The following is a 20,895-nucleotide window of genomic DNA, read 5'->3' as shown; positions in this document are numbered from 1 at the left end:
TGATTATGATGGAAATTTCAGGGAGCTATTTTACGCGCCCGCATTCGAACCCCCCCAGGATTTCGCCGCTGAAGTGCTCATCAAACTGTATGAATAGTTAGATGACGTAGTCCATTTAGCGGCAGGTGATTTACTTGCCACCGCAGCCGGTGAACTGCCATTATCGGTAAAGGTTGAACCATTGCCTTTATCATCAACCATCCCTTTCTTTTCTGCACCAGTGCCAAATACGTTTCGCTCAGAAAGCACATTGGCATTTTTCGCGACCGTAAAAACCAACTGGAATTTATTGACGTAGTTATTGAATACGTGGAAATAACCGTAACGCATCAGGCCAGGTGCACAAACCTGAATATTTTCGTAATAGTTATGGCAGATAGTCAAACGCGGATAGCCATTGTAAGTGCTATTATTGTCATCTGCCGGGTGACCGAAAATGCAGCCATATTTATGATTTGAGAATACGCAGTTACTGATAGTGACGTAATCCGCTTTTTCACCGATATAAATCAGTTTATCGAGGCTACCATCGTTATCGCTCCACGTATGCCCAGGCCATGAGCAGTGATCGACCCAATACCCCTTACCGTAGTTCAAATACAGCTGAATATCATCATTGCCCTTGATCGCAACATCATGTTTAAAAAACAGACTCTGGAAAATGACGTTGGCAGAGTTGGCATCAGCGCGCAGGTGAATATTGGTCAACACATCCGCCCCACCGAAAGAACCGACGATGGTGTTATTGCTGCCAAATACCACTTTGGTCAGTGCGGATGTTTTCAGCGATGCGCCCAGCACCACAATCGTTTTTGCGGATCCGCTCACGGCTGATTTAAAATCGGCCAGAGAATTTACCGTAACAACTTTACCGCCCGTTCCTCCGGTAACATTCGCCGCTTTTGCAAAACCAATAATCCCAGTAAGATTCGTTGTTGGATAAGCCGTAAATTTCCCTCTTTACAATTAGTGAATAGTGATGTCTTTCGTCGCATTATTTAATCGAAATAAACAATGCGCCTCCGACAATTAAAAATTGCATATAGAGAATTTCGTTAAGCTTATTAATCGAGTTTAATAAAAAATCAACCTTGCGAATAATTCAACAACCAATTAATACGCTGCCATCATCATATTATTATCATTACCAGCCTTTTACTGCGCCACCATTAAAAATACGGTTAGCAGCCTGTTCCACCTCGTCAGACTGATAGGCCTGAATAAATTTTTTGACGTTTTCCGCATCTTTATTATTTTCACGCGTCACAATAATATTCACATAAGGTGACGCTTTATCCTCAATAAAAATACCGTCTTTCGTTGGCGTTAAGCCCGTTTGCTGAATGTAGGTCGTACTAATGATGGCTACCGTCACTTGCGGGTCATCTAATAAACGTGGCAGTTGTGCCCCTTCTACTTCCATAATACGTAGGTTGTGCGTGTTGGTCGTAATATCCAGCACCGTCGGCAATAAGCCTGTATCAGGTTTCAAGGTAATTAATCCGGTTTTATCCAGTAATAGCAACGCACGCCCCAGATTAGTCGGATCGAAAGGAATCGCGATGGTGTCACCGTCTTTCAGATCGTTGATATTTTTAATTTTCTTCGAATAACCCGCCATCGGGAAAACGAAGGTATTTCCTACCGCCACCAGCTTATAACCGTGTTCGCGATTTTGCTGTTCCAAAAAAGGGCGGTGTTGAAAGACATTCGCGTCCAGATCGCTTTTATCCGTCGCTTCGTTCGGCAATAGCGAACCGCTAAACCCAACCAGTTCGACATCCAGGCCATATTTTTCTTTTGCCACTTTCTTCGCAACGTCGGCAACATCCTGTTCCGCGCCATTAATCACACCCACTTTAATGTGGTTGGCAGAATGGCTTGCGTTATCGCATGCGGTCAGTACCATCGCAGCCGTGACCATTCCCGCCACCAAAGCTATACGCCATGTCTTCATCACTCTGATTCCCTGATATCGTAAATACATTGATTTCTCAATATATTGATTTAAAGAAAAAAACAGTATGTCTCTCGATTACGCGAGTCAAATAACTCCGCGTTCTATCAATATGCCTTTCATCATTCGGTCAGTGAGTGTGGTGAATGTGTTAAGCCGATTCCATTTTAATTATCTGCTATTGCTCGCCTCTTGATTCCCCCGCATTATGACGCTTTGATGACTTTGGATTTACACGGCGAAACCATGATTAATGTGGCTTTGGTTGACGATCACATCGTTGTACGGTCTGGCTTTGCACAGCTTCTGGCATTAGAGAATGACATTCAGGTCGTTGGACAATATGCCTCGGCGGCACAGGCGTGGCCGCATCTACTCAAACAGCCGATTGACGTTGCCGTGATTGATATCGCCATGCCGGATGAAAGCGGCCTATCGTTATTAACCCGCCTGCGTCAGCAGTGCCCTCAGTTTCGCGCCATTATTCTGAGCATTTACGATACCACCGCATTTGTACAAAGCGCGCTGGACGCGGGCGCAGGCGGCTATCTCACAAAGCGCTGCGGCCCGGAAGAGTTAGTACAGGCAGTTCGCGTGGTCAGCAGCGGCGGTATTTATCTGTGTGCCGATGCCCTGCACGCCATCCGCCACCAGCAGCAGCCACCGAAAGAGCTGCTGGCACTGACTCCACGCGAGCGGGAGATATTCAGCCTGCTGATCAACGGGATTAGTGTGAAAAGCATCGCTGAACAGCTTGAACTCAGCCATAAAACCGTCCACGTACACCGCGCCAATATTCTCAGCAAATTGCAATGTGAATCTACGGTAGAACTGGTGCACTTTGCACTACAGCACCAACTTCTGGCCGGGAAATAAACTATGCGTCGCCTGCACGTCATCGGTATGACGCTGTTTCTGGCCTTTTTCTATAGTCTGACCTGGCTGGCGCTGTGGACCATCAGTTTCTATTTGAGCAACAACGGCCAACAGGCACTGCTGCTGTTACCACAAGGGTTACGGCTGGCGCTGATGATTTTGCTGCCGCGCAAATACTGGCCGACCTTGCTACTCTCAGAAATCGCTATTCAGAGCTGGCTTATCAGCGAGCAGCTCATGACGCGTTCGCTGATACTGCTTTCCCCGTTCCTCAGCCTGATTCCGGCCATCATCACGCATAAAATCTGGCATCGCTATACGCTTTATTGGCAACGCCTGCTGCTGTTGCTGTCAGCGCTGACGCTCAACACGATTCTGCACGGCATCGCCATTGGCCCCTGGTTGCATTCGCAGCTGACGCAGACGCTGCTAGCCACGTTTACCGGCGGCGTCCTGCTGATTCCGTTCATCTATCTGCTGTACGAATACATCAAGCAGCAGCACTTGCAGACGCTGCTGGCGCAGGAGATCCCCGATCCGCCGCTGCGTACCTCGCTGCTGATTTGGTGCTCGCTGTTTTTTTCTATCGGCGTTTGCCTGCAAATGGCGTTCACACCTGAGATGGAACGGCTGCTGTTGATCTTCGTTTTTCTGCCCAACGTGGTGATGGCGTATAAATTCGGCTGGCAAGGCGGCGTGCTCTCCGCCGTACTCGGCAGCCTGATGATTGCCGTCACGCGGCAGTTGAGCGGAGCCTTCGACGATCTGCGCGAGCTGGAACTCTTTCTGTCCACGCAGGCATTGCTCGGTATTGGGCTGGGGATCGCCATCAGCCGCCAGCAACAGCTGGCACAGCGGCTCCTGCGCTATCGTCAGCAGTTGGAGCAGGAGCTGAAAACCCGGCGGCGGCTCATGGAGCGCATCATCCATACCGAAGAGGCCGTGCGCAAAGATATCGCGCGCGAGCTGCACGATGACATCGGCCAAAATATCACCGCCATTCAGATTCAGGCCATGCTGGTAAAACACAGCGCGCCTGCTGACGCCGCCCAGCATGCTGCCGCACAAATCAGCGAGCTGTCGCGTCGCATCCACCACACCACGCGCCAGCTTTTGCGCCAACTGCGCCCGCCGGTGCTGGATGAGATGGTGCTGGATAAAGCGCTGCATCATCTGGCGGATGAATTCGCCTTCGCCGCGCGCGGCATCCAGTTTCAGTTGGATTATCAGCTTCCCACACCTCCGCACGATGACGTGGTGGTTTTCACCCTCTATCGACTGGTGCAGGAACTGCTGAATAACATCAATAAACACGCCAGTGCCACGCAGATTACGGTTCGGCTTTCTCAGCAAGATAACCTGATTACGCTTGACGTCATTGATAATGGCGTAGGCATTGCACAAAAAGACAGGTCAAATCCCACAAGCGGCGGCTTCGGCCTGCGGGGTATCGAGGAACGCGTTCAGGCGCTGGGCGGTCACTGGCTGGTGAAAACCGCGACCAGCGGTGAATCCACCACGCCGAATGGCACACACATAATTGTTAACCTGCCCACAAAATTTAAACAAAAAGACGATTAGCTAGGAATTATTCCTAGTCACCTAAAACCTTGTCTCATCCTTTTTAATTCGCATCCCCCTACTCTTCTCTCAACGCGACGGAGAACCCCATGCAGGCACCCATGTTTTCTACGGGACAGGTTTCAACGGGACAGCTTTCACCCACACAGATCAGCCAGCGCTATCGCTACTGGCGAACGCGGTTGCTGATTTCCATGGTCATCGGGTACGCCACGTTTTACCTGACGCGCAAAAGCATCAACTTCGTCATGCCGGTGATGCAGTTGGAATTAGGGTTAAGCAAAGGCGATATCGGTCTGCTGGAGACGCTGTTTTATCTCTGTTACGGCGCGTCCAAATTTATTTCCGGCATCGTGTGCGATCGCAGTCAGGTGCGCTGGTTTATGGGTGTCGGGCTGATGATTACCGGGGTGCTGAACATTCTGTTCATGTACTGCCAGTCGCTTACGGGGTTACTGATTGTCTGGGCGCTGAACGGGTTCTTTCAGGGCTGGGGTTGGCCCCCTTGCGCCAGACTGCTGAGCAGTTGGTATTCGCGCAATGAGCGCGGCCTCTGGTGGGGATGCTGGAATACGTCGATCAATATTGGCGGCGCTGCGGTTCCCCTGCTCGCAGGCTATCTGGCCTCCGAATGGGGATGGCAGGCCGCGCTGCTGGTGCCGGGCATCATTGGTATTGTGATTGGGCTGTGGCTGTGTTGGCAACTGTGCGACAAGCCGCAGCAACAGGGATTGCCGAGCGTCGGTCAGTGGCGACGCGATGCGCTGGAGCTTCGTCAGGAGCAGCAGAGTCCGCCGATGCCGATGCGCCAGATTCTGCGCGATGCGATTCTGCGTAACCGTACCATCTGGCTGCTCGGGTTCTCCTACATTCTGGTGTACCTGATTCGTATCGCACTGAATGACTGGGGGAACATCTGGCTGTCGGAGAGCCACGGTTTCAACCTGCTGAGCGCGAACGCCACGCTGTCGCTGTTTGAACTCGGTGGATTGCTGGGGGCGCTGTTTGCCGGTTGGGGTTCGGACCTGCTGTTTCGTGGTCAACGCGCACCGATGATTTTGCTGTTTGCACTCGGGCTGTTTTTAACCATGACCGCGCTGTGGCTGGCACCGATTCACCACTACTCACTGCTCGCGGCCTGTTTCTTCAGTATCGGTTTTTTTGTTTTTGGACCACAGATGTTGATCGGCCTGGCTGCGACGGAATACAGCCATAAGGATGCCGCAGGTACGGTGACGGGTTTTCTGGCGTTGTTTGCCTATCTGGGGGCAGCGCTGGCGGGCTGGCCACTGGCACAGGTTCTGCAACACTACGGATGGTCGGGATTTTTTACTCTGCTGGCGTTGGCTTCAGCCTGCATCGGACTGTTACTGATACCGCTGCTGATGGCAGGTGTCAGCCGCCGGGAACGTTTGATGACATCAAAATAGCGATAACAATCAATAAATAGATAAGAGAAGGAAAACATCATGAAACTGCGTACCTTAACTACCCTCATCGCCGCTGGACTGACCGTTGCTGCCATTACCACCACCACAGCACGTGCCGAAGGACGCCTAGTCATTTACTGTAGCGCCACCAACGCCTTCTGCGAGGAAGAAGCCAAGGCCTTCGGTGAAAAACACAACGTGAAAACCTCCTTTATCCGCAACGGTTCCGGCAGTACGCTGGCGAAAGTCGATGCGGAGAAGAAAAACCCGCAGGCTGACGTCTGGTACGGCGGCACACTTGATCCGCAGTCCCAAGCGGGCGAAATGGATCTGCTGGAGCCCTATCAGTCTAAAAACCTCGATCAGATCATGCCGCAATTCCGCGATCCCGCGAAACGTAAAGGCAACTACTCGTCCGCTGTTTACGTCGGCATTCTTGGCTTTGGCGTCAACACCGATCGCCTGAAAGAGAAAAACCTGCCCGTTCCACAGTGCTGGAAAGATCTGACCAACCCGGTTTACAAAGGCGAAATTCAGATTGCCGACCCACAAAGCTCTGGTACGGCCTATACCGCACTGGCGACCTTCTCCCAGCTTTGGGGTCAGGATCAAGCCTTTGATTACCTGAAGAAACTGAATGCCAATGTGTCGCAGTACACCAAATCCGGTATTGCCCCAGCACGTAACGCCGCACGTGGCGAAACTGCTATCGGCATCGGCTTCCTGCATGACTACTCGCTGGAAAAAGAGAAAGGCGCGCCGCTGACGCTGATCTCCCCCTGTGAAGGCACTGGCTATGAAATTGGCGGCGTCAGCATCCTGAAAGGCGCGCGCAATATGGATAACGCCAAGCTGTTCGTTGACTGGGCGCTATCAAAAGAAGCTCAGGAACTCTCCTGGAAGAAAGGTCAGTCCTACCAGATTCTGACCAACACTACCGCCGAAGCGTCTCCGCTGTCGCTGAAATTGCAGGATCTGAAACTGATCAACTACGACATGGACAAATACGGCGCAGCAGATGTGCGTAAGGATCTGATTTCTAAGTGGGTTAACGAAGTCAAAATGGGCCAATAATCTCTCGATTTATTGCCCTTGATTCCTTGTTCTTGATCCATTGAGAAAATGACGGGAACACGGCAGCAACGCTAATTTGCGTGTCACTTAATGCCGTGTTCTCAGCATCGCTGATTGACCATGACTCAATATTATTCACCACCAATACCTGTGACGATTCAATCTCATAAAACAACTTCATAAAACTTGCACGCACCAGGGAACCATATGTCACACACACTCACTCTTTCACCGACGCCTAAGCGGGATCCCGTTTTCCTGTGGCTGGCGCTGATTGCGGCAACCTTTTTGCTGCTGCCAGCGTGGAGCCTGGATTACGGCCTGCTGGATGCCTCACGCGATGAACTGCTGGCAGCTTACAGCTGGTCGAGCCTGAATATCAGCCTGCTGTGGTTCCTGCTCCCGTTAGGGTTGCTGGCACGTCCACTGCTTACGCCCGGCCGGGAACAGCGTGGTCGCCACCGTTTTGATGCCACCTACGCGTTGTTCTGTGCGCTTTTCGTGGTCATCAGTGCCACGGTGGAAGGACGCGGAATGGGCTATGGCACTATCGCCCTGTTTGTCGCGCTGAGTGCGATTATTACACTGGCGCTGTCGCGGCTTGACTGGCTGGGTGGCGATCGCTTCGTCATCGGCTCGCTCATCAGCATCATCGCGCTGATTGGCGTGTTTATTCTTTACCCCAGCATCGCCATCTTTATCCCGATGTTCACCAACGACAGCGGTGAATTCGCGCCGCTGGCGTTTATGCAGATTCTGGGTCAGGCACACATTTTACGGGTGATCTGGAACTCATTCCTGCTGTCTGTTGCCGTGGGTATCGGCTGTACTTTCTTCGGTATGGTGCTAGCGATCTACACCTCGCGCATCGCCCGCCGCTCCGCGATTATCGGCCGTATTTTCTCCATTCTGCCTATCGTTACGCCGCCGTTTGTCGTCGGGTTAGGTGTAACGCTGATGATGGGTCGCTCCGGTTATGTCACCGAGCTGATGGTGGATTGGTTCGGGCTGACGAACACCAACTGGCTGTACGGTTTTACCGGCATCTGGCTGGCGCAGGTGCTCGCCTTCACGCCCATGTCGTTTATGATTCTGGAAGGCGCGATGAAGACGATTCATCCGTCGCTGGAAGAAGCCTCATACACCCTGCGTGCCAACCGTTATCAAACCTTTCAGCGGGTTTTCCTGCCGTTACTGAAACCGGCGCTCGCCAACTCGTTCCTGATTGTGATCGTCCAATCGCTGGCCGACTTCAGTAACCCGCTGGTACTGGGCGGTAACTTCGACGTACTCGCCACCCAGATTTACTTCTACATCACCGGTGCACAGCTGGATTATCAGTCAGCCAGTACGCTCGGCGTTATCCTGCTGCTGTTCTCACTGGCCGTGTTCTGCGTACAGTATCTGTGGATCGGTAAACGCTCCTACGTCACGATTTCCGGTAAATCCTACCGGGGTGATGTGCAGCCGCTGCCCGTTTCGCTGGTGTGGATCGTCAGCATTCTGCTCTATGTCTGGATTGCCTTTAACGTTCTGCTGTACGGCAGCATTTTCTACGGCAGCTTCACCGTTAACTGGGGTGTGGATTACACCTTGACGCTGGACAACTTCAGCAAGCTGTTCGGTCAAGGCTTTAGCGACGGCGCCTGGCCTTCCCTGCTGGATACGCTGCTGTTCGCGGGTATCGCCGCCCCGATTACGGCACTGTTCGGGCTGCTTATCGCCTACATCGTGGTACGCCAACAGTTCTACGGCAAGAAAGCTATCGAGTTCACCACTATGCTGTGCTTTGCGGTACCGGGCACCGTTGCTGGTGTGTCTTATATTCTGGCCTTTAACAGCGCGCCGGTTTACTTAACGGGAACGGCGGTGATCGTCATCATGTCGATGGTGATGCGTAACGTGCCGGTCGGTATTCGTGCGGGTATTGCTGGGCTGGGGCAGTTGGATAAATCGCTCGATGAGGCATCGCTCAGTCTGCGCGCGGGTTCGATGCGCACGGTGTTCTATATTCTGCTTCCACTGCTGCGTCCGGCCATTTTGTCCGCGCTGATTTACAGCTTCGTGCGCGCTATTACCACCGTTAGCGCGATTATCTTCCTGGTTACGCCAGACACCCGCGTCGCCACGTCTTACATCCTTAACCGCGTGGAAGACGGTGAATACGGTATGGCGATTGCCTACGGCTCCATCCTGATTGTGGTCATGCTGGCCATTATTTTCCTGTTCGATTATCTGGTCGGTGAAGCGCGGGTTTCCCGCTCAAAAGCCAAGAATAGTGACTAAGCGGAGTGATTACCTTGAATACTGAAAAAAACTTTGTTGAACTGAAGCACGTCACTAAACGTTTCGGCAACAACACCGTCATTGATGATTTGAATCTGGCGATCCCACAGGGAAAAATGGTCACGCTGCTGGGGCCGTCTGGCTGCGGTAAAACCACGGTACTCCGAGCGGTTGCTGGTTTGGAAAAACCAACAGAAGGACAAATTTTTATCGATGGCGAAGACGTCACCGAGCGCTCCATTCAGCAGCGCGATATCTGCATGGTGTTCCAGTCTTACGCCCTCTTCCCACACATGTCGCTGGGGGAAAATATCGGTTACGGGCTGAAAATGCTCGGTCGCCCAAAGGCAGAAATCAATCAGCGCGTAAAAGAAGCACTGGCACTGGTCGATCTGGAAGGGTTTGAAGATCGCTACGTCGACCAGATTTCCGGCGGACAGCAACAGCGTGTCGCGCTGGCACGTGCGCTGATCCTTAAACCTAAAGTCCTGCTGTTCGATGAGCCACTGAGTAACCTCGACGCCAACCTGCGCCGCAGTATGCGTGAGAAAATCCGCGAACTTCAGCAGCAGTTCAATATCACTTCGCTGTATGTGACGCACGATCAGAGCGAAGCCTTTGCGGTATCCGATATGGTTCTGGTCATGAACAAAGGCAAAATCATGCAGTTGGGCGCACCGCAGGAGCTCTACCGCCACCCAGCTTCCCGCTTCATGGCCAGCTTTATGGGGGATGCCAATATCTTCCCTGCCACCTTCACGGCAGACAGCGTGAACATCTACGGTTATCTCATTCCGCGTCCGCAGGGCTTTGCAGCTGGATTAAGCGAATCGACCGTCGGTATTCGCCCGGAAGCCATTACGCTCAGCCATCAGGGTGAAGAGAGCCAGCGCTGCACGATCACGCAGGTCGCCTACATGGGGCCGCAGTACGAAGTACAGGTCGACTGGCACGGACAGTCGATGCTGTTGCAGGTTAACGCGACCCAGCTTCAGCCGAATCCGGGCGACAGCTACTATCTGCAAATCCACCCTTACGGTATGTTTGTGTTGTCGGAGCAGTAAACATCGGATAACTCATTATCCACCACAAACCGGGAGCGCTTGTTCCCGGTTTTACTTTTTACAAACACCTAAAAACGCCTACAAACGTCAGCTTCTCTTCGGCCTGCTTTTGATTGTGCCGGAATACATACGCCTGTTACGGATTACCCACGCGATTTGTTATGATGATGCTCTTTCACGCATGGAATCACGCTCGGAATAGCCACGATGAAACAGAAACCCATAACACTAAATGATGTCGCCGAGTACGCAGGGGTTTCCTATCAGACGGTTTCCCGCGTGCTGAATCAGGCGCCTCATGTTTCATCCCGCACTCGCAGTAAAGTAGAAGAGGCGATGGCAGCGCTTAACTACACGCCTAACCGCGTCGCACAGCAACTGGCAGGGAAAACCATCACCACGCTGGGGCTCGTTACCTCCGATCTTTCACTGCACGCGCCTTCCCAAATTGCCGCAGCGATCAAAAGTACCGCCAGCCAGTTAGGTATTAACATCGTGATGTCCATGCCGAGCTGCCCGGATGTCAACGCCTGCAATAACGCCGTTAACGACCTGCTTTCTCAGCGGGTCAGTGGTGTTATCGTCAATGTCCCGCTCTCATCGGATGACGTCGCCCATATTAGCCAGACCTGTGCCGATACGCCCGTCCTGTTTATGGATGCCGATCCGCATACCGACATACTCAACGTCATGTTCGATCCCGATCACGGCGCACGTTTGGCTATCTCGCATCTCGTGCAACTGGGGCACCAGCACATCGCCCTGTTGACAGGGCCAATGACCTCGATTTCCGCTCGCCTGCGCTATGAAGGCTGGCTGGCTGAGCTGGAAAAACAGCAACTCGCCCCTGCTTCGGTGCTGCACGGAGATTGGAGCGCCGCTTCCGGTTACCACCAGACTCTGGCCCTGCTGGGGCAATCTTTGCGCGTATCCGCCATTGTTGTGGCGAACGATCAAATGGCGCTTGGCGTTCTGCGCGCACTGCACGAATATGGCCTTCGCGTGCCGGAGCAGATGTCAGTTATCGGCTTTGACGATACTCAGGACAGCGCGTATTACACCCCGCCACTGACAACCATTCGTCAGGATTTCAGACAATTAGGTAAAGAAGGCGTCACTCGCTTACTCGCTACGCTGCGCGATCCTACTCAGGGTACGTCACTGCTGTTGCCTACCGAGCTGATCGTACGCCATAGCACCGCGGTGCATTCATCAACACATGCCTCCTTGCAAGAGCTCACCAAAAATCTGTTGGACATTACACGCCAGCTCCAGAGGCTGTAATCCTTTACACAACAGTTCCTTTTTCACTGTCGATGCCAAACCCTAACAAAATAAGATGATAAACAATAAGTTATTTATCATCCTTCGTTGATTTATTGCGTAGCGCTTTCCAAACTCAATGTTCTCTCATTCTTTTTACAAACGATCTTTGTGATCGCTTCCACTTTATTGCCACGTTCCACTTTACTCGCCTTGATGAGTCGATATGTTATGAGCAATACAAATTGTGAGCGAATAACAATTAAAAAAACCATCACAGTGAAAGACTCAAAACGTTCAGGAGCCAAGCCATCATGAGCGATACCGTTTTACCGTATCCAGTGCGCCATAGCGCCACGCTGCAAGACATCCTTGCCCGACGCGATTGGGAAAACCCAGCCTGTACTCACTATCAGAGGCTTCCTGCGCATCCGCCGTTTAACAGCTGGCGCAGCGTAGCTGCCGCACAGCAGGATGAACCTTCTCAGCGGCTTCGCCGCCTGAATGGCGAATGGACGTTTAGCTATTTCACTCGCCCGGAAGCCGTGCCGGAAAGCTGGCTACAGCAGGATCTACCTGGTTCCGCTACCATTCCGGTTCCTTCGAACTGGCAGTTACAGGGCTATGACGCTCCGATTTATACCAACGTAAAATATCCGATCCCTGTCAATCCCCCTTATGTGCCAAAAGACAATCCCACTGGTTGTTACTCGCTCACTTTCAAGGTCAATCATGACTGGATCAGCAGCGGGCAAATCCGGATTATCTTTGATGGTGTTAACTCCGCGTTTTACCTCTGGTGTAACGGTCACTGGGTGGGGTATTCACAGGATAGCCGCCTGCCTGCGGAGTTTGATATTGGCCGCTATCTGACGACCGGAGAGAATCGGCTGGCCGTCATGGTGTTACGTTGGTCTGACGGCAGCTACCTGGAAGATCAGGATATGTGGCGTATGAGCGGTATTTTCCGCGGCGTCACGCTTCTCCATAAACCGACCGTTCACCTCAGCGATATCCAACTGACTACGCCGCTCAGTGCCGATTTCCGCCACGGTACGCTGGATATTCAGGTAAAGGCAACACTCCCCGAAGCTGAAGCCAAAAACCATCGCGTCCACGCACAACTCTGGCGCGGCAACCACCTTATCGGCGAAACGCGACAGACGTTTGGCAATGACATTATCGATGAACGCGGTGTCTACCACGACAAAGCTTCGCTCCGCATTGATGTATCACAACCCGACCTGTGGAGCGCCGAACTGCCGCACCTCTATCGTGCTGTCATCTCATTGGAAACATCGGAAGGCGGGCTAGTCGAAGCGGAAGCCTATGATGTCGGTTTCAGAAAAGTAGAAATCCGCAGCGGTCTGCTGTTGCTGAACGGTCAACCGCTGCTGATCCGCGGTGTTAACCGCCATGAACATCACCCGCAGCACGGTCAGGTCATGGATGAAGACACGATGCGGCGCGATATTATGCTGATGAAGCAGCATAATTTTAATGCGGTGCGTTGCTCACATTATCCCAACCATCCGCTCTGGTATCGGTTGTGCGATCGCTACGGCCTGTATGTTATGGATGAAGCGAACATTGAGACACACGGTATGCAGCCAATGAATCGTCTGTCTGACGATCCTGTCTGGTTGCCAGCCTACAGCGAACGCGTATCGAGAATGGTACAGCGCGACCGCAACCATCCCTGCATCATTATCTGGTCATTGGGTAACGAATCCGGCTATGGCGCAAACCATGATGCGCTCTATCAGTGGATCAAACACCACGATCCGACGCGTCCCGTACATTACGAAGGCGGCGGCGCGAACAGTCGTGCAACCGATATTGTGTGCCCCATGTACGCCCGCGTGGATGAAGATCAGCCCTTCCCCAGCGTGCCCAAATGGTCGATCACCAAATGGATCAGCCTGCCGGACGAACATCGCCCACTTATCCTCTGCGAATATGCGCACGCGATGGGCAACAGCCTGGGAGGGTTCGCCCGCTACTGGCAGGCATTCCGTCAATATCCTCGGTTGCAGGGCGGATTTATCTGGGACTGGGTCGATCAGGCATTGACCCGCTACGACGAACAAGGCGATCCCTACTGGGCGTACGGCGGAGATTTTGGCGACGCGCCTAACGATCGCCAGTTCTGCCTGAATGGCCTGCTTTTTCCCGATCGCACTCCACATCCCAGCCTGTATGAAGCCCAACGGGCACAGCAGCCCATTCAATTCGCCTGGCAGGCAGAGTCCCCGTGTGAGCTGCACGTCACTAGCGAATACCTGTTTCGCCATACGGACAATGAGCAGTTGAACTGGAGCATCACGCTGGGCGATAAAACGCTCGCAGAAGGTTCGCTACCGCTGACATTCGCGCCGCAGACCACCCAGACTCTCACGCTACTGGAGGCGCTTCCCGCCGTCGAACGTTCAGGGGAGCTTTGGCTCAATGTTGAAATCGTACAGCCCAAAGCCACCGCTTGGTCAGAGGCAAACCACCGCTGCGCATGGGATCAATGGCAGCTTCCTGCACCACTTCATCTTCCCGATGCCTCCTGTTCCGGGCAGAAGAACGCCCCCGTTCTGCGATCGTCCGATGCGTACTTCGATATCGTTCAGGGCGAACAACACTGGCGCTTTAACCGCCAGAGCGGCTGGCTGGAACAGTGGTGGACAGCCGACACGCCAGCACTGTTAACCCCGTTGCAAGATCAGTTTGTCCGGGCACCGCTGGATAACGACATCGGCATCAGCGAAGTGGATCGCATCGACCCGCGTGCCTGGGCCGAACGCTGGAAATCCGCCGGGCTTTATCAATTACAGACGCAGTGTGTCGCCATTCAGGCTGACCAACTCGCCGATGCCGTGCACATTGTCACCGAGCACGTATTCCGCCATGCCGGACAGATCCTGCTACAGAGTAAAAAACGTTGGCGGATTGATTCTCACGGCATCGTGACCGTTGATGTCAACGTGGATGCCGCCACCGTATTGCCGTCATTAGCCAGAGTGGGGTTGAGCTGCCAGTTAGCCGACGTAGCGCCTCAGGTCAGTTGGGTCGGACTTGGGCCACATGAAAATTACCCAGACCGACAGCTGGCTGCACAGCATGGACACTGGAGCCTGCCGCTGGATGACCTTCATACGCCCTACATTTTCCCGTCAGAAAACGGGCTGCGTTGCAACACTCGCTCGCTGACGTACGGCAAATGGACAATCACTGGACATTTCCACTTTGGGTTAAGCCGCTATGGGTTAACGCAGTTAATGACGTGTACTCACCATCATTTATTAGAAAAGGAAAAAGGCGTTTGGCTCAATCTGGATGGCTTCCATATGGGAATTGGCGGCGATGATTCCTGGAGCCCTAGCGTTCATTGCGATGACTTACTCACGGCGACACATTATCACTATCGCATCGCACTTCAGCAAAGCTAACCATATTGAGATGAACAAGCAGTATTCAAAAACAACGAAAGAGCGCGGATATATACCCTAAATAATCCAGGTTACATGCGGGCTACAATCGAACGCATTCTCAGGCGCTTACATCAATAAGTGATTCGGGTGACTGACAAATCTGCCGGGAGCAGATTTGAACGCTGCTAGCAGCGGCCCTTTAGGGCGAGGCCCACGACGGGCCGAGTATTTGAGCGTAGCCAACACACCTGCGGCTTGAAGTATGACGGGTATAATTCCTATCGGAGGATAGCATCATGTACTACCTACATAATAAGAACTTCTGGATATTCGGCCTGTTTTTCTTTTTCTACTTCTTCATCATGGGGGCTTATTTTCCATTCTTTCCTATTTGGCTTCACGATATCAACCAAATAAGTAAAAGTGATACGGGAATTATCTTCGCCTGTATTTCCTTTTTTGCCCTGCTATTTCAACCTATATTTGGCTTGCTATCCGATAAATTAGGATTGAGAAAACACCTGCTATGGATTATTACCATTATGCTCGTGTTTTTTGCTCCGTTCTTTATTTATGTTTTTGGCCCATTACTGAAATACAATATCGTGTTAGGTTCTATCGTCGGCGGAATTTATCTGGGCTTTATCAACAACGGCGGTGCACCGGCCATTGAAGCCTATATCGAGAAAGTCAGCCGCCGCAGCCAGTTTGAATTTGGCCGTGCACGTCTGTTCGGCTGCCTCGGTTGGGCGCTCTGCGCATCTATCGTCGGGATTATGTTTACCATCAATAACCAGTTTGTTTTCTGGCTTGGTTCCGCGTGTGCCGTCATCCTCGCCATCCTGCTACTGTTGGCGAAACCGGAGGTCTCTTCCAGCGCGTTCGTTGCCGATCAAGTTGGCTCTAACCAGAAACCCTTTAGCCTGAAAATGGCAGCCGAGCTGTTAAAAGAACGTAAGATCTGGTTCCTGACCCTCTATGTCGTCGGCGTGTCATGCACCTATGATGTGTTCGATCAGCAGTTTGCCAACTTCTTCACCTCGTTTTTCGAAACCCGGCAGGAAGGCACAATAGTATTTGGCTACGTCACTACGCTGGGTGAATTGCTTAATGCCACCATCATGTTTTTTGCGCCGCTGATAGTGAACCGTATCGGCGGTAAAAACGCCCTGCTCATCGCTGGGACGATTATGTCAGTACGCATCATTGGCTCCGCCTTTGCCAGTTCCGTACTGGAAGTCATTGTGCTGAAAACGCTGCACATGTTTGAAGTGCCGTTCCTGATTGTCGGCTGCTTCAAATACATCACCACGGTCTTTGAAGTCCGCTTTTCCGCGACGATTTATCTGGTGTGTTTCTGCTTCTTTAAACAGATATCAATCATTTTCATGTCCATCTTTGCTGGCAATATGTATGACAGCATCGGTTTTCATGGCACTTACCTGATTTTAGGCGGCATTGCCCTCTCCTTCACGGCGGTATCCCTATTCACGCTGTCGGGAAAAGGATCGTTATATGCCTTTTCCGACAAACAAAAAGCACCGGTGAATACACTCTAACGCTGCCAGGACACGATAAAATGCCGGTATTTGCCAAAAATATCGGCAGATTGCACATTCTCTCACCGAACAGTGCAATTTTGTGGTTTACGCCTTTGACATGCGCGGCACACGCCGTTATCATGCGCCCCGTTCACACGATTCCTCTGTAGTTCAGTCGGTAGAACGGCGGACTGTTAATCCGTATGTCACTGGTTCGAGTCCAGTCAGAGGAGCCAATTTAGAGAAAGCAGACGTTCACTGACGTCTGCTTTTTTGCTTTTTATCAATTGGTTATCCCCTTCTTTAGGTTCGCCCTCGTTCACCAAAAAACACTCGAAGCCATACCCTTTTGCTGGTAAAAATACTGGTAAAGCTGGTTCGATTTCGTTTTTACCAGCAATCAGAGGGAGCCGTCATGTCACTTACTGATACTAAAGTAAAAAATGCTAAGCCGTCAGAAAAGGCGGTAAAGCTTACTGACGGGTTCGGCCTCTACCTGCTGGTTCATCCCAACGGTTCAAAATACTGGCAGTTAGGCTATCGCTTTGAAGGGAAACAGAAAGTGTTTTCCATTGGTGTCTACCCTGCTGTTTCACTGGCTGATGCAAGGCAACGCCGGGATGAAGCGAAAAAGCTGTTAGCGGCTGGCATTGACCCTTCTGCTAAAAAGCAGGAAGACAAGCTGGAAAACAGTGGCGCGTTCTCTTTTGAGACCATCGCACGACAGTGGCACAGCACCAATAAAAAGTGGTCAGCAGATTATGGGGCCAAAATTCTCCGCACTTTTGAAACCTATATCTTCCCTGTTATTGGCAAACGCCATGTTGCTGAACTGAAAACTCGTGATTTACTGGTGCCGATCAAGGCCGTTGAAGACAAGAGTTATAACGAAGTGGCAATGCGTCTGAAACAACGCACTACCGCTATCATGCGTTACGCCGTTCAGCAGGGCATTATCGACTACAACCCCGCACAGGAAATGTCAGGGGCCGTTAACACGGGTAAACGTCAACATCGTCCTGCTTTGCCGTTTGAACGCTACCATGAGTTTTTAGGACGCGTTGACAGTTATAAAGGCCGGTTGCTCACCCGACTGGCGGTGAAACTTACCCTGCTGATTTTTATCCGTTCCAGCGAACTTCGGTTTGCCCGCTGGTCAGAAATCGATTTTAAAAAATCGTTATGGACGATACCGGAAGAGCGCGAAGCGGTTAAAGGAGTGAAAAACTCACACCGTGGAGCCAAAATGAAAACCCGGCATTTGGTGCCACTCAGTCAACAGGCCGTTGCCATTCTCAAAGAGATACAGCAAATCAGTGGCGACCATGACTTCGTTTTCATTGGCGATCACTATGCCGATAAGCCTATGAGTGAAAACACGGTCAACAAGGCGTTACGCACAATGGGCTACGACACCCGGAAGGACGTCTGCGGTCATGGCTTCCGTACAATGGCGTGTAGCGCCCTGATAGAGTCTGGCTTATGGTCAAAAGACGCCGTTGAACGCCAGATGGGGCATCAGGAACGCAATAATGTTCGTGCTGCCTATATCCATCAGGCCGAGCATCTGGACGAGCGCAGGCTTATGCTGCAATGGTGGGCTGATTTTCTGGATGCTAACCGGGAAGGCATGGTCAGGCCGTTTGAGTTTGCGCAGAAGGGATAAGATTCAAAAGGGGCTGTCAGCCCCTTATTCATTATAAAGAAGTCAGCACCAAAGAGTTACTGTTTGCACCACTGGCACAAGCCGTTGTTGTGGCAGCGACATCAAGAGTTGCTCCCGCTGCCTTAACAGTGGTTGTACCGACTTTCGCCACATAGAAATTGCCTGCCGCCGCTGCGATTATTTTTGTACATTCAGCCGCAGGAATATTGGCATAGGTAATGGTAAATGCAGAGTTAGCTACACCACTGGGACTTTCTGTTGACGTAGCTAACGTTACGTTCCCTTTAAACACATTGATAACAGAAGTGCCATTCAACATGTTATCAGGGAAGATTTTCGCATTCGTTGCCACGGTATTGGTTAAACCGGAATAACTGGATGCCGAAGTATAAAGCGCCTTAACACCTGCCTGTATCGTGGCAATATTTTTTGATTCCGCTTCGGCTCGTTGTGATGCCTGCACTTTTGGATAAACGATAAAAGCGCCGACAACCAATGCCGCAATAATACCTAACACCAATAGTAGCTCTAAAAGTGAGAATCCTTTTTTATTTTTATTTCTTAAAAATGTTGTTTTCATTTATTATCTCCTTTTTATTTCAATAATTAAATAAGAGATAGAACAAATGAAAAGCAAGTCAACGAACAACAGAAAATATCTTCTATATTCCTGATGACCGGCATACCTAATGTGCAATAATAAAATAAATTTGAAAATGAAAATGTTTGATGATTAAGTGTTTATTAAAAAAGGAGAAAGCATGATAAACATTTATTCAGTATTAGCCACGATTTTTCATATATTAAGTATTGTTTCAGGTGTTATAGCTCTACTCATGTGCTACAAGGCAAGAGTGTTTTATGGAGAGGAATATGACATTAATAAAGCAAAGCAATTAACGAAATCTGTAGATGAAAATATGTCATTTTCACATATGAAGAGCAAATACATATTACGCATAATGATTGTTTTCTGTCTCTTCTTGACGATGAGTTTTGGGTGTATAGTTAGCACTCTGCTCAATCCATATGTGCTTGCAACACATTTGTGTGCTCTATGACCTTTACTGTTAATATTTAGGCTATTATTTTGTTATGAATATTTCACATTATTAAAGAAACGCATATCAAACTAAGTAAAAAAAGTGAAAACAAAAACCAAATCATCATCAATTAATAGATGATTAATCCGAAACAAACTCAAGCATGATTTTTTTATTGAACTTTTAATCACTCCCAGCGATAGTTTTCACCATCTATAACTATGCAATGGTGATGAATACAACAATGAGTAAATTTAGAGATATTAACGTTAAAGGTAGTGATAATTCTAATAATAACAATGTAAATCAAAAAAACAGTGGTGGTAATAATGTACAGAACACAACCATAGTAAATAAAACAACCAATAACAACTATAATAATACGTCTAATGGTCAAGACCCATCTGGACTTGGTGCCATAGCAATAGCGGGTTCTTTTGGTCTACTATTTGCCATCTGGACCATGTTTACAAACTTAGAAAAAATCTATTCAGTACTCAAAATCGGTGCTATCACATCTCCATTACTGGCAATTTTATCTATAGTAATACTGGTATTTCGCAATGAAATGGAAGTAAACGACATTCTCCGGACTGGATCGTCGTTGATATTAGGTAGTGCGATATTTCTTCTAAATGAATTTTTTAATGTTCAGGCTCCTCAAGACATTATAGATCTTTCATATAGAGCTAAATCTGTGTGGGATTTTTGGGGCGGGCTAAACGAACATGGGAAAAACGTATCCATATCAATGCTGGTATCAAGTATTTTAATTGCGCTGTCCGTAATAATTAATTATTTCATATCAATCAGGCAGTTTTTATATTCTTTATCGAACTCGGCTATGACGGGCTTCTGGTTTTCAATGTTTAAGCTTACTGGTTTTTTCAGAATCAGGATATCGGGAACAATAATAATAGCCTTTGCTATTTTTAGCCTACTCGCATTGCAAGGATACATTTTTAACTTAAACTTTAGTTAACCCTCTCTTCGCCAAATAAAAAGGAGGCCATTACAGCCTCCCCAAAACAAGGACTCTCTTTATTTAATAAAGCGAGAGAAACTTTACTTCGTGATCATGTTGTATAATTTAATTTTTATTCTGTCAACAGTAGCCGTAAAATCAACCACATTTTATTTTAGAAACATTGCTGATTGTATATACCTGCCATTCTCCTCCTCCACTATCGCCCCATGACTCAGAATCGATGAGGGATAACTGTGCAGGCGTCACCCAACCATTATAATAATTTCGCCCACTTCTGTAACTGCCTTTATATCCCACCGTACCATAATAAGCAAAAATTGCCGTTCCGTCAGGGCAATAATTATGGCTATTATTCTGATCAACATAACTTAAAGACTTTGCAATTTCATCCATTCCAGAACCCGCAGCCCATTTTCCGCTAACGCAGGACAATGTTTTTCCTGTTGTATCTTTGCTGATTAATCCATTTGATGTACAAGTCGCGCCAGCTACTGCCGTCGATGTTGGCTGCAAGTATTGACCAGAAACAGTCTTATCACTCGTAATATTTCCAGATGCCCAAAGCTGTCCATCTTTTTGTAAAGATAATCTTTTTGTAGTCATCCCTGTGCCATCAGCGATATTAAACTCCCCTCTGACCTGAACGGTTCCATGGCTTTGTTGAATAAATCGAACTTTTGCTCAATCTCAGGATCAGATCACGCATT

At 49.9% G+C, this 20,895-nt stretch carries 15 protein-coding genes and 1 tRNA gene; 12 read left to right on the top strand and 4 right to left on the bottom strand.

Annotation, left to right across the window (positions count from 1 at the left end):
- Window positions 1-30: 30 nt before the first annotated feature.
- Together ACKQAD_RS06145 and ACKQAD_RS06140 are read right to left on the bottom strand one after the other, a co-directional pair.
- Entirely contained in the window at window positions 31-918 is an 888-nt protein-coding gene (locus ACKQAD_RS06145) for a pectate lyase family protein (protein ID WP_409159460.1), read from the bottom strand.
- Window positions 919-1,144: 226 nt separating this feature from the next.
- Complete coding sequence (locus ACKQAD_RS06140; protein WP_409159333.1) at window positions 1,145-1,960, bottom strand: MetQ/NlpA family lipoprotein; 816 nt, start codon at window positions 1,958-1,960, stop codon at window positions 1,145-1,147.
- Between the two features lie 243 nt (window positions 1,961-2,203).
- Between ACKQAD_RS06140 and ACKQAD_RS06135 the strand changes: the two genes are divergently transcribed.
- From ACKQAD_RS06135 to ACKQAD_RS06085, 11 genes are all read left to right on the top strand, one after another.
- The gene (locus tag ACKQAD_RS06135; RefSeq protein WP_409159459.1) at window positions 2,204-2,833 is read left to right on the top strand and encodes a response regulator; all 630 of its coding nucleotides are present in this window, start codon (window positions 2,204-2,206) and stop codon (window positions 2,831-2,833) included.
- A 3-nt stretch (window positions 2,834-2,836) separates the two neighbouring features.
- Window positions 2,837-4,414 (top strand): MASE1 domain-containing sensor histidine kinase, encoded by a 1,578-nt coding sequence (locus ACKQAD_RS06130; protein ID WP_409159332.1) that lies wholly within the window; start codon window positions 2,837-2,839, stop codon window positions 4,412-4,414.
- A gap of 89 nt (window positions 4,415-4,503) precedes the next feature.
- On the top strand, window positions 4,504-5,844 hold the full coding sequence (gene uhpC, locus ACKQAD_RS06125) for an MFS transporter family glucose-6-phosphate receptor UhpC (RefSeq protein WP_409159331.1): 1,341 nt from the start codon (window positions 4,504-4,506) through the stop codon (window positions 5,842-5,844).
- Window positions 5,845-5,883: 39 nt separating this feature from the next.
- The gene (locus tag ACKQAD_RS06120) at window positions 5,884-6,918 is read left to right on the top strand and encodes an ABC transporter substrate-binding protein (RefSeq protein WP_409159330.1); all 1,035 of its coding nucleotides are present in this window, start codon (window positions 5,884-5,886) and stop codon (window positions 6,916-6,918) included.
- A 207-nt stretch (window positions 6,919-7,125) separates the two neighbouring features.
- Window positions 7,126-9,204, top strand: coding sequence for an ABC transporter permease (locus ACKQAD_RS06115; protein ID WP_409159329.1), 2,079 nt, complete (start codon window positions 7,126-7,128; stop codon window positions 9,202-9,204).
- A 5-nt stretch (window positions 9,205-9,209) separates the two neighbouring features.
- Window positions 9,210-10,268 (top strand): ferric ABC transporter ATP-binding protein, encoded by a 1,059-nt coding sequence (fbpC, locus tag ACKQAD_RS06110; protein WP_409159328.1) that lies wholly within the window; start codon window positions 9,210-9,212, stop codon window positions 10,266-10,268.
- 207 nt (window positions 10,269-10,475) lie between these two features.
- Window positions 10,476-11,552 (top strand): LacI family DNA-binding transcriptional regulator, encoded by a 1,077-nt coding sequence (locus tag ACKQAD_RS06105; RefSeq protein ID WP_409159327.1) that lies wholly within the window; start codon window positions 10,476-10,478, stop codon window positions 11,550-11,552.
- Window positions 11,553-11,845: 293 nt separating this feature from the next.
- Window positions 11,846-14,968 (top strand): beta-galactosidase, encoded by a 3,123-nt coding sequence (locus ACKQAD_RS06100; protein ID WP_409159326.1) that lies wholly within the window; start codon window positions 11,846-11,848, stop codon window positions 14,966-14,968.
- Between the two features lie 278 nt (window positions 14,969-15,246).
- On the top strand, window positions 15,247-16,509 hold the full coding sequence (locus tag ACKQAD_RS06095) for an MFS transporter (protein ID WP_409159325.1): 1,263 nt from the start codon (window positions 15,247-15,249) through the stop codon (window positions 16,507-16,509).
- Between the two features lie 142 nt (window positions 16,510-16,651).
- Window positions 16,652-16,727: transfer RNA gene (locus ACKQAD_RS06090), tRNA-Asn, on the top strand.
- A 179-nt stretch (window positions 16,728-16,906) separates the two neighbouring features.
- On the top strand, window positions 16,907-18,157 hold the full coding sequence (locus ACKQAD_RS06085; protein WP_409159324.1) for a tyrosine-type recombinase/integrase: 1,251 nt from the start codon (window positions 16,907-16,909) through the stop codon (window positions 18,155-18,157).
- A 31-nt stretch (window positions 18,158-18,188) separates the two neighbouring features.
- Here the strand turns inward: ACKQAD_RS06085 and ACKQAD_RS06080 are convergent, their stop codons facing one another.
- Window positions 18,189-18,737, bottom strand: a complete 549-nt coding sequence (locus ACKQAD_RS06080; RefSeq protein ID WP_409159323.1) for a type 4 pilus major pilin — start codon at window positions 18,735-18,737, stop codon at window positions 18,189-18,191.
- A 707-nt stretch (window positions 18,738-19,444) separates the two neighbouring features.
- On the opposite strand from ACKQAD_RS06080, the gene ACKQAD_RS06075 reads away from it, so the two are divergent.
- Entirely contained in the window at window positions 19,445-20,182 is a 738-nt protein-coding gene (locus tag ACKQAD_RS06075; protein ID WP_409159322.1) for a DUF2157 domain-containing protein, read from the top strand.
- 141 nt (window positions 20,183-20,323) lie between these two features.
- On the opposite strand, the gene pilV is transcribed toward ACKQAD_RS06075, so the two are convergent.
- On the bottom strand, window positions 20,324-20,791 hold the full coding sequence (gene pilV / locus ACKQAD_RS06070; RefSeq protein ID WP_409159321.1) for a shufflon system plasmid conjugative transfer pilus tip adhesin PilV: 468 nt from the start codon (window positions 20,789-20,791) through the stop codon (window positions 20,324-20,326).
- Window positions 20,792-20,895: the final 104 nt, after the last annotated feature.

The sequence above is a fragment of the Pectobacterium artocarpous genome, from assembly GCF_046159765.1.
Classification (GTDB): domain Bacteria; phylum Pseudomonadota; class Gammaproteobacteria; order Enterobacterales; family Enterobacteriaceae; genus Pectobacterium.
This window is presented reverse-complemented; position numbering and strand designations above follow the sequence as displayed.